11 protein-coding genes and 1 other annotated feature are annotated in these 14,777 nt (G+C 32.6%); of the genes, 5 read left to right on the top strand and 6 right to left on the bottom strand.

From position 1 onward, the window contains the following. The first annotated feature begins 104 nt into the window (after positions 1-104). Positions 105-343 (top strand) — a binding site (T-box leader). 55 nt (positions 344-398) lie between these two features. From ileS to ACIP9C_RS13990, 3 genes are all read left to right on the top strand, one after another. After that, positions 399-3,491, top strand: coding sequence for an isoleucine--tRNA ligase (ileS, locus tag ACIP9C_RS14000; RefSeq protein WP_401011513.1), 3,093 nt, complete (start codon positions 399-401; stop codon positions 3,489-3,491). Positions 3,492-4,533: 1,042 nt separating this feature from the next. After that, positions 4,534-4,761 carry an ATP-binding cassette domain-containing protein gene (locus ACIP9C_RS13995; RefSeq protein WP_401011725.1) on the top strand — a complete coding sequence of 76 codons (228 nt, stop codon included), beginning with the start codon at positions 4,534-4,536 and terminating at the stop codon, positions 4,759-4,761. A gap of 550 nt (positions 4,762-5,311) precedes the next feature. Next, on the top strand, positions 5,312-6,178 hold the full coding sequence (locus ACIP9C_RS13990) for a helix-turn-helix domain-containing protein (RefSeq protein ID WP_401011512.1): 867 nt from the start codon (positions 5,312-5,314) through the stop codon (positions 6,176-6,178). Between the two features lie 47 nt (positions 6,179-6,225). Here ACIP9C_RS13990 and ACIP9C_RS13985 read toward each other — a convergent pair whose 3' ends face one another. The 5 genes from ACIP9C_RS13985 to ACIP9C_RS13965 form a co-directional block, all read right to left on the bottom strand. Next, positions 6,226-7,443, bottom strand: a complete 1,218-nt coding sequence (locus ACIP9C_RS13985; protein WP_401011510.1) for an MFS transporter — start codon at positions 7,441-7,443, stop codon at positions 6,226-6,228. Between the two features lie 138 nt (positions 7,444-7,581). After that, complete coding sequence (locus ACIP9C_RS13980) at positions 7,582-7,746, bottom strand: zinc ribbon domain-containing protein (protein WP_401011723.1); 165 nt, start codon at positions 7,744-7,746, stop codon at positions 7,582-7,584. A gap of 38 nt (positions 7,747-7,784) precedes the next feature. Beyond that, a complete protein-coding gene (locus tag ACIP9C_RS13975; protein WP_401011509.1) occupies positions 7,785-8,729 on the bottom strand; it encodes a hypothetical protein in 945 nt (314 codons plus the stop codon). Continuing rightward, on the bottom strand, positions 8,716-9,792 hold the full coding sequence (locus ACIP9C_RS13970; RefSeq protein ID WP_401011507.1) for an arginase family protein: 1,077 nt from the start codon (positions 9,790-9,792) through the stop codon (positions 8,716-8,718). Before ACIP9C_RS13970 ends, ACIP9C_RS13975 begins: the two co-directional genes overlap by 14 nt. A 1,353-nt stretch (positions 9,793-11,145) precedes the next feature. Next, on the bottom strand, positions 11,146-11,748 hold the full coding sequence (locus ACIP9C_RS13965; protein WP_401011506.1) for a LysE/ArgO family amino acid transporter: 603 nt from the start codon (positions 11,746-11,748) through the stop codon (positions 11,146-11,148). A gap of 100 nt (positions 11,749-11,848) precedes the next feature. Between ACIP9C_RS13965 and ACIP9C_RS13960 the strand changes: the two genes are divergently transcribed. Continuing rightward, positions 11,849-13,288 (top strand): aminotransferase-like domain-containing protein, encoded by a 1,440-nt coding sequence (locus tag ACIP9C_RS13960; protein ID WP_401011504.1) that lies wholly within the window; start codon positions 11,849-11,851, stop codon positions 13,286-13,288. 370 nt (positions 13,289-13,658) lie between these two features. On the opposite strand, the gene ACIP9C_RS13955 is transcribed toward ACIP9C_RS13960, so the two are convergent. Next, the gene (locus tag ACIP9C_RS13955; protein WP_401011503.1) at positions 13,659-14,237 is read right to left on the bottom strand and encodes a hypothetical protein; all 579 of its coding nucleotides are present in this window, start codon (positions 14,235-14,237) and stop codon (positions 13,659-13,661) included. A gap of 294 nt (positions 14,238-14,531) precedes the next feature. On the opposite strand from ACIP9C_RS13955, the gene ACIP9C_RS13950 reads away from it, so the two are divergent. Beyond that, the gene (locus tag ACIP9C_RS13950; protein ID WP_401011501.1) at positions 14,532-14,765 is read left to right on the top strand and encodes a hypothetical protein; all 234 of its coding nucleotides are present in this window, start codon (positions 14,532-14,534) and stop codon (positions 14,763-14,765) included. Positions 14,766-14,777 lie beyond the last annotated feature (12 nt).

Here is a 14,777-nt window from a genome sequence, read left to right as displayed (position 1 = left end):
CTGCTGATAGTCCTCAATATACGGCACTTCATCAAAGCGTCGTAGAATGTCTGAATATTGACAAGTAAATGGCAGTTTGTTAAGATGAGTGACAATAAAAGCATACAAATTCGTTGATGAGAAAGAGTAGTGTTGCATTTTGTTCTACAGAGAGCCGACATTTTGGTGGAAGTCGGTGTGCAAATGTTTCATGAAGATCCTCTCTGAGAAGATTAGCTGAAATGAGTAAGCTAATTCGGGTGTCTACCGTTAAAAAGAACACGTATGATTGTACGTTGCTGAGTGCTATTGAGCGGTTTTCAATAGAATTAGGGTGGTATTCGCGGTTAACCCCGTCCCTTACTTGGGACGGGGTTTTTTGTATGCCTTTTATACACTACTGTATAGGAGGAGATTGCATGCAAGTCGAAAAGAACAAAGAGACAACTGTTGAGAGAGAAGAAAGAGTTCGTAAAATATGGGAGGAAGAGAGAACGTTTCAAGCGTCCATTAAAAATCGTTCTGCTAGTAAACCCTTTGTATTTTATGAAGGACCACCAACAGCAAATGGCTTACCACACGTAGGTCACGCTTTTGGTAGAACGATTAAAGATGTGGTGGCACGATATAAAACAATGCAAGGTTTCTACGTTGAACGAAAAGCTGGTTGGGATACACATGGGTTACCTGTAGAATTAGGTGTGGAGAAAAAATTAGGGATATCCGGTAAACAAGAAATTGAAAACTTTGGTGTAGAACAATTTATTAAGGAATGTAAAGGTAGCGTTTTTACGTACGAAAAGAAATGGCGTACGTTTACCGAACAATTAGGCTATTGGATTGACTTGGATGATCCTTATCTAACGTTAAGTAATGAGTATATAGAATCTGTATGGCATATTTTAAGTCATGTGCATCAGGAAAGGCTTTTGTATAAAGGGCATCGTGTGTCCCCTTATTGCCCAAGTTGCCAAACGTCTTTAAGCTCTCATGAAGTAGCACAAGGTTATAAGGATGTAAAAGATTTATCGGTAACAGCGATGTTTAAACGAAAAGACAAGGACGAATATTTTCTTGGTTGGACTACAACGCCATGGACATTGCCGGCCAATGTAGCGTTGGCCATGAATCCACATATCACATACGTTAGAGTAAAACATGACAATACCATTTATATCCTTGCAAAAACACTTGTTGATAAAGTATTTTCTGCACCTGTTGAAGTGTTAAGTGAGCATTTAGGTCAAGACTTTGCAGGTGTTGCCTATCAACCGCCATTTTCATATGTAACAGTTGAAAAAGGCCATGTTGTCGTATTAGCAGACTATGTAACGGATCAAAGTGGAACGGGCATTGTGCATACTGCTCCGGCATATGGCGAAGATGACTATAAAACTGTGCAACAACACCAGCTTTCTTTTGTCAATGTGGTGGATGTCAAAGGTTGCTATACAGAAGAAGTGCAGGAGCTTACAGGTAAGTTCGTCAAAGACTGCGATGTCGATATCATCAAAATGCTTGCGGAAAAAGGGCTGCTGTTTGCTAAAGAAAAATATGAACATAGCTATCCTTATTGTTGGCGCTGTGATTCACCACTACTTTACTATGCAACAGATAGCTGGTTTATCAAAATGTCGGCATTAAAAGATCAAATCCTACAAAATAATGAACAAGTAACATGGTATCCTGACCATATTAAACACGGACGTTTTGGAAATTTCTTAGAAAACATCGTAGACTGGAACATTAGCAGAAATCGCTACTGGGGTACACCGTTAAATATATGGATTTGTGAGACATGTGGTCATGAAGAAGCGCCAAATAGTATTGCTGCGCTAAATAAACTAGCAAAAGAAGCATTGGACGAAAACATGGAACTGCACAAACCATATATCGATGACGTAATTTGTAGTTGTCCATCATGTCAAGGGGATATGCAACGTACACCTGAAGTGATTGATGTATGGTTCGATAGTGGCTCAATGCCGTTCGCTCAGCAACATTATCCATTTGATAATGTTGATGCATTTTCCAATCAGTTTCCTGCAGATGTTGTCATAGAAGGCATCGATCAGACACGCGGCTTTTTCTACAGTTTATTAGCAGTATCCACATTATTTACAGGGAAAGCGCCATACAAAAATGTGTTGTCCTTAGGCCATGTATTAGATGAGCACGGACAAAAAATGTCGAAAAGTAAAGGCAATGCATTAGAGCCAGTTGAATTAATCCAACAGTATGGTGCGGATGCTTTACGATGGGCATTTTTAGTGGATAGTTCACCTTGGAATTCGAAGCGGTTTTCTAAGAAAATTGTGATGGAGGCAAAGTCCAAACTCGTTGATACATTCGATAATACATTTAAATTTTATCAGTTGTATGCGGATATAGATGGCTTTCAATACGATGCTAAAAAAACTGGTAAACGGACGAAATTAGATAATTGGATAAAATCCCGGTTACACCATACGATTCAGCTTGTGACAAAATATATGGATGATTTTCAAATGACACAAGCTACAAGGGAAATTGGCAAACTTGTTGAAGAGCTAAGCAATTGGTATATACGTCGGTCACGCACTCGTTTTTGGGCAAACGGTTTATCAGACGATAAACGTGGTGCCTTCAGTACATTGTACGAAGTGCTGACAACTGTAAGTAAACTGCTTGCACCATTTACGCCTTTTCTTGCAGAAGATGTATACAGAAGTTTATGTGGTGAAAGTGTCCATTTACAAGACTATCCGAAGTACGATGCAAAAATACTAGACCAACATCTTGAACAACAAATGGCAAATGTTCTTGCAGTAGTTGAACTTGGTCGAAGTATTCGTAATAGTGAAGGACTTAAAGTGAAGCAGCCATTAAAGGAAATGGTGATGTCAGTAGTTGGAGAAGTGGAAGATTATGCTCAGTATAATGATATTATTCGAGATGAATTAAATGTGAAGGAATGTAAGTGGACACAGGACTTTACTGCTTATGAAACCATTCACTACAAACTAAACTACAAAACAGCTGGTGCAGCATTTGGATCACAAGTGCATAAAGTAAAAGATTATGTTACGCGATTAAGTGAAGCAGAGCAAAAGGCACTACAGTTAACAGGTGCAATTGCAATAGATATTGATCATCAACAACTTACTTTGTTAAAATCACATGTGTTAAAAGAATCCGTCATCAAGGAGCATTATGTATTGGCAGAAGAGAATGGATGTCGTGTCTTACTGAATACCCAACTAACGAATGACTTACTTCAGGAAGGGCAAATAAGAGAGTTAATACGTACGATCCAAGATACACGAAAAAAATGGCAATTACCTGTTGAACAATATATTTCGATTTCAATCTCTGCAGATGCTGAAACTGAGAAAATCATCCAACACTATACTGCATTATTGAAAGCTAATGTATTGTTAAATGACATTTTATTCGGGGAAGTGAAAACAGGAGAAAATGTGATTCAGGCGAAATTGTTTGATAAGGAAATCGAGATTACTTTTAATTTCTAATATGTAGTTTAGGAAAAGTCGATTAAAAGATGCGCTAAAATCTTTTAATCGGCTTTCTTTTCTTATTATTTATATTTAAGTAAGCTTATTGTTTTCTTTAATGCCCACAACAGAAAGCACCCCTATTATAAAGAAGATTAAACCTTGAGAAAAACCTAAAACTATAAATATTCAAGCGATAAATAGATAGCTTGCTACATTAGGATTTTTATAATTAATCGTCTTCAAGATATTACCTCCTGCAAACTAATCACTTATATTCACAAAATATTCAAAAAATATACACTTTTCATCTTGCAAAAAGCATTTTATACTGATTGTAAAAATAATATTTATTTTCAAAGAGGGTGAATAGAATGTTATTCTAGATGACATCAGCTAAAAATGTTTTAAAATAGAGTGACAAGTAGTATGTAAGGTAAAATATCAAGTGAAATCTACCCATCGGATTATTTGCTCACAACTTCCATGTATATTTCACTCTGTTTCTGATGTGGAACAGCCCAAAGATGGACGGTGCACAACACAATAAACTATGTCTTTAATCTTGATATAGCTTCTTTATCATATACTAAATATAAACATTATAAAAAATTGATTAGGAGGAATTGGTTATGAATTTAGAAGTGAAAAATGTCAATTATCGATAAAGTAAGTATTGAATATGGCCCCCATAGTAATGCTGTTTTAATTACAAAATTACATCTAATTCGATCCTTAATAAGTCATTATGAGAACAAAGAATTAATTAATGATTTAATTAATGAAGTGAGCCTTCATTATGCTAGAACTTAAATCAATTTATCGAATCTTAAAAATGTGATTTAAAATAAGTGATGATTCCCAAGAAGCCTTAAAAAATTTATATGATAATATTAATTCTATTCAAACTGATAAAGTAAGGTTTATTGTCGCAGAAATGAGAGAACCGCTAATCTACGCTGATAAATTATTTAATGAAAAAATTAGCATGTTAGCCCAAAGGACATATATAAATTTGGAGGACTTATGATTATTAAACATGTTTATGATTATAATCTAGATCATTCCTTTATCTGGTGGTCAAATACAGAGAATTGCATTGTCTAGGGCTTTATTGAGAAATAAAAATATTTTACTTTTAGATGAAATTACAGCTAACCTGGACAATAAAACTGCCGAAAAAATAGAACATTTTCTATTTAGTAGAAGGGATTTAACAATTATTATGGTGACGCATAGAATAAATGATCGCTTACTTAAAATGGTCGATGGCATTTTACAATTATAACTGATTATAGAATTTCTAAAATGATTGAGGACTGTTTATAATTTTGCTGGAAATGGCACTTTGCCTGTCACGTGAACTTAGAAGCGAGTAATAATAAACTTTTTGTTGTTTCGTCTTTGTAAAACAGAAATACTAAAATAATTATTAAAATAGTAAAGGAACCAATAGTACTAAAATCGAACCAATACTAAAAACTAATACCACTTTTATTATGTCTTTTTTCAAGATAACACCACCTTAACCTAAATGTAGTTAACTAAAAAAGAAAATAAGGGTTAAAAAAATAATATCATCTTTTTTTCCGAAAATTCTAATTAATATATATATTATGAAGACGCAAAATCAGAACTTAATCTAGCAATTCACTCAATGGTTCGTGAGTTCTCTAAAGCAACGATGAAGGGGCTTATGGTGAATAAAAAGCGACCAATATTGTAAATTTTGAAATTTTTATAATAAGTTAGACACTTTAAGATGAAATTTATATAGCACAAAACGGAGGGCAATTCGATCAATAATTTCTATTTTATATATGATAAAGGTGATTTTTATGGATAACTTAGGTAATACTTTTCGCAAGTTACGGTTACACAAAGGTTATAGTCTTAATAATACTGCAAAAGATATAATTTCTGTTTCTCATTTATCTAAATTTGAAAGAGATGAAACTGGCATTACTGTTTCTAAGTTATTATTGTTACTTAATCGAATTAATGTAAGTTTTGAAGAATTTATCTATATCCATAATGAATTTAAAGTAGGGCATTTTGAAGAATTAATTATAAACATGAAGGAATCTTATTTGCGTGGAGACTTAAAGTTTTTAAATAAGTTAAGAAATGATGAAATTTTTAAATTTGAATTAACTAATGTATTGTCATATAAATTAAACAGTATCATGATCGAAGTAATTATTTCGGACCTTACTGACAAAAAAGTTAAACAAGAAAATTTAGAAATACTCGTTGATTATTTATGGCAAGTAGAAGTTTGGGGAGAATATGAATTAATTCTTTATGGAAATACGTTACATTTATTGGATATAGATACTGTAATTATGCTATCCTCAGAAGTCATTAAAAAGAGTATTTATTTCAAAAACATGTTAAGTTACAAGCGTAATTTATTTGATATCTATTTTAATACAATTAGAACATGTCTTGAGCATAATAAGTTAAAAGAAACTGAAGCATACTTATATGAATTAAAAAATCAAAATATACCTGAAACCTTTATTTTAGAAAGAACAATTCTAAATTTTTACTTCGGTATATTCAAAATGCATACAAAATATAAACAAGGTCTTGAACTTGCTCAAGAATCAATAGATATATTACATAAGGTTGAATCCTTGAATCATGCTCTAAATTATGAAGAATACTTACAATCATATATAAAAAAGCTTAAAAACGAATAAAAATATAATAGCCAGCTATCAATAAAAAAACAGATAGCTGGATTTTTTTAAGAATGCCTTTCTTCTAAGATTTCCTTTTTATCTCGTAAAGATGGTAAGTAGAAAATCGTTACTAAAGCAATTACTATTAAATAGGCTGCAATAATAAAACCTGTATTAATTATGCCGATACGATCAATAAAGTAACCGAAAAGTAAGTATCCTGGCAAGCTTACTCCAGTGTAAACGAAATGGTATAAGCTGTATACTCGTGAAAGATATTTCTCTTCTACATTGCTTTGTAAATATGTATTTATAAAAATTAAAAATAAACCTTGTGCAAATCCACCGATAAGTAATCCTATTAACAATACCGCTAGTGGTAATTTCAATGAGAATAATGCGATAATAATACCAAAGAATAGACTTGAGGCATAAAGCCCTATTTTAGGATTAATTCGTTTGTATAAGTAAGGTGATATGAAAGATCCTAAACCAATTCCAATCAAACTATATGTGGTAATTATATATAAATCTTCATGTGGTCGTTCCAATATTTCCACTAAATATGATATTAAATAAAGATCCACTGATGAACCAACTAACCATGCAGCACCAAATATTTGAAACAGCTTACTATATAATTTATTTACTTTAATATAAGCTAATCCAGCTTTTACGTCTTGTATGATAGTTTTCGGTTCGTTGTTTGATAAATTTTTGTGATATGGCTTTACCGCTAAAATCATAATCATCGAAATAATGTAAAATGAGCCTATGATAAGTAGCAAACTAGAATAACTCAATCCACTTTTAATCAACCAGGCCCCCACGCTATAAGAACCTATTTTTGCAAAGAGCATTGTGATTTGGATATAGCTATTTGCATTCGCTAAATATTCCGTCTTAACAATTTTGGGCAATAGAGACGAATTGGCCGGGATGTAAAATACATTACACAGGACAATGGCAAAGATAAATATATAAATTATAGTAGGTGTTAAATGAATCGCGTTAATTATTGCTAGACATCCAACTAAAACAAATCGTATTATATCAGTAAAACTCATGACTTTTTGAAGGTATTTTCTTTCAATAATTGCCCCTGCTGGCAAAGAAAATATAATGGCTGGGAGTGTAGAAAATATAAAGAAAATTGAAAGTCCGATAGCGTTAATACCAAAAATACCCAATAAAGATAATAGAATTATAAATAACATAGCATCCGCAAATACACTAAAAAAACGAGAGAAAAACAGTAAAACAAAATTATGATTTTTAAACATAATAGCCCCCCTAGGCGAATTATTACTGGCTCGTCATCTTTACTTTGTAAAATACTCACCCCTTAGCTAAACCTAACAATTCTTAACACTTGAAGTGGGTGCTTCTTGGGGATAGAGCATACTTGCAAGTGTATGTCTTTACTTACGGTGGTTTCTCGCGAATGCTATTATTCTTAGACCTTTAGTCAGAATATTGATACTTGCATTTATATCGCAGTCATGATGAGTATGACAAATAGGACCAGTCCATTCTGGAATTTCGAGCGGTTTCGTGCGGTCTTTGTATCCACATGCTGAACAGATTTGACTAGCTGAATTAAGTTAAAATAATCTGCTGTTTATTAATCTAATTTGTATACATTTCCTGTAGTTAAATCTAATCCTAATCCATTATTACTTCGCCAATCAATCGATGGACTATTTGTCATTGAATTTTTTATTTCTATCCAACTATTCACATAAAGATGATGCCTATACCAAAATCTCCATAATTCAGGTTGATTGATTAGTGTGTTTCTAAAAATGGTGTAAATTTCATTTACAGATTGCTCAAAGTTCTCTTTCCTAAAATATCTTAGATTCTCAGCTTTCAAACGAGGTTCTCCATTCGAATTTAAATCTGCCATTACAAGACACAGTGGCTTTTTAGTTAACTGCAACAATCGGAAAATACCGCTTCTTAACCTTATTAATGATGTAATATGTTGAACTTCAATTGGTTTTGAATCTTCTCCAGCTCCTGTATTTCCATCTAAATATAATAGAAATGAGCCTCCTTGTTTAAGTAAGCGAAGCAACTTTAACCCACTTATATTTTCCTCTGCAATTATGTAACTTATATTATTCTTTTGCTTAATTTCATTCCACTTTGTTAATTTTAATTCACTATTATAAGATTCTCTGTCTACTACAATATCCAATGAAAATTTGTTACAATTATTTAATGATTTTGTTAACTCTAAAGGAACGTGACGGTAATGGCCAAAATGAAAAGTAGCAAAACCCCCGCCTTTTTCGAAGCAAGAAATAATATTCTCCATACCTATTTTTTCCTTGAATCCCGAAAAAGCAAATGGCTCCTGTCTTAAGTAGTTTTGTACTTCATTATTAAAGCGATACTTTTCCCATACTTGTTTTATTTTTAATTTATCATATTGTAATAAAGGTTGTAGTTCTTTTGATAAATTCACTAATGCTATAAAATTATCAAAATCTGATCCATACATCGATTCCTCATTTAATTTCAGCATACAATCATATTGAATTTGATTTTCATTTTTTATCATGACTACTTTTCATCTCCCTAGTTAACCCTTCCAGTAGATATAATAAAATATGAAGAACCGAATCATATTGTTCTGGCTTACCTCCTGATTGTCCTTCTACTAAATCTACTGCTTTTATGGATGGTACAATTTTAAAAATTTCCTGTATCATATTGATAACTTCTTGTAATTTTGGTCCTTCAATTTTTGGAAAATCTACTAATGGGAAATCTCTAGGTTCTAATACATCAACATCGAATGAAACATACCCAATTATTTCATCTTCAATATTTAATAATTCAGATACAATTGAATGAAGCTTATCTAAATCAGCAAAATTGAGTTGAAAAAGTTTAGGGTGATTATAATATTGTCCTAATGATCTCAGCCCTCTAACACCTATTTGAATGATTCCAGCAACCAATTCCTCTTGTAATAAAAAACGAACAAAATTGCTATGACAAATCTCTTTATCCATTTTTAAAATATCCGATCCGCAGTCATGATGAGCATCAAATTGAATAATAAGTATTCTTTTCGATAATATCTTTGTTAGGTTTCTTACAAGAGTATATGTGATTGAATGATCTCCACCTACTACACAAAATTTTGTTTTTTGAGGTTCTATGTAGTTCAACACTTGGAATATTTGGTGATTAGCTTCTTCTAAACTACCGTTGACTATCGATAAATCACCATGATCGACTAACAAACAATTTTTCATCAAATATTTATCTCTTAAATAATCATAAATACCCGAAGTTTGTTCATTATATTCATCTAAATATATTGGAAGTCGTAGGCTCGATTCCCTTAAAGCAGCAGCAAAATTTTTCACTTTTGAATTACTTTTATTAGACCCTTTATTAAAAGGGATTCCGAATAAATGAACATTCCCAAATTTTTTTAATGGGTAGGAAAAGAAGGCTTTATCCACGGAGGTAAAGAAATTCATTTCTTCTTTATCTGTATTTTCTGCATGATAAATTTCTTTGGATTCCCAAAATAAGGAATTGTCCTCGTTTGTTAAAAGAATTTTGGAATTACCATATCTTACTTTATATTTTTTATCCGTTGTTTCCATATTCGATGCTCCTATACTTACTTATTTTTCTGAAAATTTTATATAGTAATAGCGCGGGTAATATCATAATAATTAATGAATTACTGAATGAATTATCGAATAGTACAAATAAATATTTCCATGTGAAGAATATTGATATAAGAATAGATAAAATAAATAGCAAATAAAAGAAAATAATAGAACCTTTTATATTCTTTAATAGTGGCAAAAGATAATATCCATCTAAGGGTTTTATAGGCAAAATATTAATTAATATTGCCGGTATATGAATAACAGCAACTATTTTTATGAATAAGCTATAGTTTTGTAACAAAATCAGTATGGAAAGCGTTAGTTGCAATATGATCCCAGAGAGCGTTATGATGTAATTTTCTAAATTGCTCATTTTCCTTCCAAAACTGAAAGAGGTACTAGGATTAACATTTTTTATATTTAATACAATTCTTGTTTGCCTTGCTCCAAGAAGTTTTGCAGCAATAAAATGTCCAAATTCATGAACATATAGACTTAAATACGAATATAAATTAAAAACTATAAAGAATAAAAATAGATAAAATAATATCATTTTATCAACCTTCAAAGAAAATCATTTGTAATTTAATTTTCCTAATAAAAACTCAAACGTAAAGTAGAACACAAAGAGCGAATAAAATTCGTTCTTTGTGTCTTAAAACTAGCATCGAATAACAGTAATCTTGTCGCCGTTACGAACTTCTTCAAACTTCACTAATTCTTCTGAAGAAATAGGTTGTAATTTGCCCATTCTATATCCTCCTCCCTTGTGATAATTTAAGTTTATAATAATAAATCTGATTATTGAAAAAATTCTAATATTTTAAAATGGATATATACATGAAAAGAGTGGATAGCATCCTCTAAATTTAGAAAAATAATAAATACTAAGCTCTTATTAATGCTGTTGAAAAAGTAAAGTAAAAGAAATATATTTTCATTTTTTGGTTTTCCATTTTTTCATATATTAAAAATCGTTAGTATATACGCCCAGATATATTTAAATAAAATGGAGGTGATTTTACAAAGTACAAAGGGGAAATTTACATTAAGAAGCGGACTAGACAGAATAGATATCACTAGGTTGGAAACTCATTTGAAAAATATAGGACGATTACTATTTATTATAGATTTTTGAAACATTAAGACCACTCGATACGGGTGGTCTTGATGAAAATTAAAGAAGAATAAAAGGCGACTTGGAGCAATCATCATTGAAATTGTGAATAACTTTATTAAAAGTTAAGCTCTTTAAAACTTATATAAAACAAAAACGTCGTTATAACAATGCAACTACAGCAACTATTTATTATAAAATGTATCTCTAAACTATGTAACAGATTAAAGTAAACCACTCAGTAAATAAATAGCGGTTGCCCAAATAAAGATTGCAGAGCATTTATTAAAAATATTCATCAACTTGCCTGAGCTATCAAGCTTTTTAAAAGATGCACCTGCTAGTGTAAGACCGAAAAACCATAGCCATGAAATAAGTACACATGCAGCAGTAAAGAGTATTTGTTCAGTGCTATTATATTTTAATGCGCTTGTGCCAATCACGCCGATTGTATCTAAAATAGCATGTGGATTTAATAACGAAACAGACAGCGCAAATACAATTTGTTTTTTGACAGGCATTGCTTCGCTCTTTTCGCTAGTGGTTGCTGTCGAGCGCCAAATACTATAGCCGATGTACAACAGAAACACGATACCAACGCACATTAAAGCCATACGTAGCCATTCAAATTGCAAAACAATAACGGATAAACCAAAAACAGCAAGCAAAATCAATAAAGTATCGCAAAGAGCTGCCGTAATAGTAGCTGGTAGGGCAAGTATGAAACGTTGTTGCGTAGCGCCTTGTGAAAAAACGAAGACATTTTGCACACCTAACGGTAATATAAGTCCGAACGCTAATAGCATCCCATGTAAAAAAGCCTCCAAAGACAATCCCTCCTTTCCATACTTATTCTACCTATGTTATAACTAAAAGAAAACGACCAATTGGATGGTATTTCACCCACCCAATTTACGAGGTGAAAACATGAACTGGCAACCAACTAGACAAGGGGATAGTACTTTACAACAACAAATTGTTACTTGGATATCAGAGCGCATTGAGCGAGGGGATTGGGTTGCAGGTACGAAGTTACCAACGCAAAGACAACTTGCGATGCAATTAGGGGTTAACAGAAGTACTATTCAGCATGCATTGGAGGAATTAAAGGCAGCGGGCATACTGGAAACGACAGTAGGCTCAGGTATTTATGTAGCGAACTCTTCCTGGCATTCCTTAATTAAACAAAGACAACCAAATTGGCAAACTTACATTGAAACAAGTTTACACAAGCCAAACTACCATACCATTCAATTGATCAACGAATATGAACAAAGGGATGATATTATTCGCTTAGGAACTGGAGAGCTTGCACCAAGCCTTTTGCCAACGAGTGAAATGGAGGCATCCTTAAAGGAGTTATTCCTACAGCCGAAAGCTTTAGGGTATTCATCTCCGCAAGGCAATAAGCGACTGCGGGAAGCAATTTGCCAATATGTACAAAAAAGAGGCATACAGGCTGAAGCTGAAAATGTTTGTATTGTGTCGGGTGCACTACAAGCATTGCAGCTTATTGCGGTTGGTTTGCTTGAGCAGGGGTCTATCGTATTTCAGGAAAAAACGTCTTATTTAAATTCGGTTCATCCTTTTCAATCTGTTGGGATGCAAACGATGGCGATCGACCGTGATGAACAGCTCGCCCAAACATTAGCCCTTAAGAAAAGAAAAAGACAGGCTGTTTTTTATGCGGTACCTACGTTAAATAATCCAACTGGAGAAGTGTGGACATCGCAAGAAAAAAGGCAACTCTACGAGGCATGCAAACAATCGCGTATTCCTATAATCGAGGATGATGTCTATCATGAATTGCTTTTCAATGAAGAATCACCATCTATAAAGTCAATGGATGATAGTGGACAAGTTTTATACATTGGCAGTGTTTCCAAAACACTCAGTCCTGGACTACGCATCGGTTGGTTAATTGGACCAACAACAGTGATTGAACGATTAGCAGATATTAAAATGCAAACAGACTATGGGTCAAGTGCCATTTCACAGGAAATTGTGTTGCACTGGCTGCAATCAGGTAAGTACGACCGTCATATTGAAGGCTTACGACACGAGCTTCAGCAGCGAGCAAATTTTGTTGAGAACTTATTACATGAAAAATTGAAGGACATTGCGAGTTGGGAAAAGCCAAAGGGTGGTTTTTATATATGGCTAAAATTCAATGCACCGATTGTTAATAAAACATTTTTTATGAAGTTATTGCAGTTGAATATCCTCATCAATCCTGGCTATATATATGATGCGCAAGATACACAGCATATTCGACTTTCATATGCCTATGCATCACGAGAAGAATTGCAATATGGGATAGAAATGATGGTTCAAGTGGCAAAGTCGCATTTGAAAAAATTGTACTAAAAGATTCTCCTATGTATATTGAGGGATATAAAAAAGCGTTTTGTATCGTGAAAAAACGAAGCAAAACGCTTTTTTTTTCAGAAATATTAATTGGCTAGTATCAGCAATTACTTATCCATTATCTGCAAAAATCCTAAGTAGGATAGAATGCCAGTTACTATAAAATATAATGTCGCTGGGATAGCTCTTTTTTGTGGAGTATTGTATTTACGACTCAAAAAATATTCAAAGGTAAATATGTTTAACACCATTAGAATAAAAAGGATGACAGTAGGGTAGATGGTTCGGGTGATATGATAGATGGTTAGACACGTAAATAGAAAGATAGTTGAAAAATTAACAGAAAGCTGGTATGTTTTCAAAAAAATTTTTAGTTTGGACATGCAAGTGACCCCAAATAGTAAGCCGCAGCAATACCAGTCCCAACTGTCCAACCTACTGGTCCTGAAATACCTAATAATACACCAGCTCCTGAAACAGCTGCAGCATGAGCAAGTCCTAAGCCACCTAACCATTTACTACATGATCTTTTTACGATACGTGGTGCAGTCTCCGTTCCATATTGAATAAGATTTCTAGATTTAACTAGTAATTCTGTCGTTTCACCATTTCCGTTTTCTTCAGCTAATTTAGTATTTATGTCAGCAATTGCTAAATTAATCTCCTCAGCAGTAATAATAGAATTAATGTTTTGTAATTTTATCTCCATCTCTGAGATATTAGAAAGTGTAAAAACACCAACACCATTTTTTCTTTCATAAGATACATGATCTGTTATAATTTGAGCTTCTTCAAGCTGTTGTTCAGAAAATATTACATTGTCAGTAGCATCTTCTATAGTTTTATTTTCCACCGCTTTAGCTTCACTAAGGTTAAATGGCAAAATAACTAAATTAGAAATTAAAGACATTGAAACAATCGTTACAATTGAATTTTTTTTCGAAAACATCCTATTCCTCTTCTCCTTTCATTAATTTACTTCTATATGGAATAGTGGTGTTGGCATTATGATGCCTTTTAGTTAATTGAATAGCTGAGGCGATAAGGAAAGCGATGATAAAAAATTTAAAACTATTAAGTGGTTAAAAGATGAAATTTCATATATATTCCTCCCGTTTAATGGTTGTTATATAATTAATTTTAAGAAAAATCAGATGAATTTCAACTTTTATTGAAAATTTCGTTTATATCGTTTTTAATAAGGATAATATTAACTTTCTTATAAATTAAAGGGGAGTGTATTATGGAAGACAAAATTGTAGGTTCACTGTTTTTACTTATCGCAGCTATTTTCATTTCTACACAATATATTGTGACGGCTATCCTAGTCTCAAATTTAACGTATGTAAGTAAGGAAGCTTTTTATCATTCATTTTTTGATTCGGGCTACTTGTTGATTCTTTTCAGTTTAATTTTCTTTATCGTAGGTATTCTTTTCTTAGTTAGAGGCTTTACTCATCATAGAATGAATGAGTAATTTATTACAATG

Source organism: Lysinibacillus sp. NPDC093210 (genome assembly GCF_044753985.1).
In the GTDB taxonomy this organism is placed as follows: domain Bacteria; phylum Bacillota; class Bacilli; order Bacillales_A; family Planococcaceae; genus Lysinibacillus.
This window is presented reverse-complemented; position numbering and strand designations above follow the sequence as displayed.

Excerpts from the sequence above, each read along its gene's own strand:
- ACIP9C_RS13960 (WP_401011504.1), top strand. The coding sequence starts at position 11,849 with ATGAACTGGCAACCAACTAGACAAGGGGATAGTACTTTACAACAACAA.
- ACIP9C_RS13990 (WP_401011512.1), top strand. The coding sequence starts at position 5,312 with ATGGATAACTTAGGTAATACTTTTCGCAAGTTACGGTTACACAAAGGT.
- ACIP9C_RS13950 (WP_401011501.1), top strand. The coding sequence starts at position 14,532 with ATGGAAGACAAAATTGTAGGTTCACTGTTTTTACTTATCGCAGCTATT.
- ACIP9C_RS13985 (WP_401011510.1), bottom strand. The coding sequence starts at position 7,443 with ATGTTTAAAAATCATAATTTTGTTTTACTGTTTTTCTCTCGTTTTTTT.
- ACIP9C_RS13970 (WP_401011507.1), bottom strand. The coding sequence starts at position 9,792 with ATGGAAACAACGGATAAAAAATATAAAGTAAGATATGGTAATTCCAAA.
- ACIP9C_RS13955 (WP_401011503.1), bottom strand. The coding sequence starts at position 14,237 with ATGTTTTCGAAAAAAAATTCAATTGTAACGATTGTTTCAATGTCTTTA.
- ACIP9C_RS13975 (WP_401011509.1), bottom strand. The coding sequence starts at position 8,729 with ATGATAAAAAATGAAAATCAAATTCAATATGATTGTATGCTGAAATTA.
- ileS (WP_401011513.1), top strand. The coding sequence starts at position 399 with ATGCAAGTCGAAAAGAACAAAGAGACAACTGTTGAGAGAGAAGAAAGA.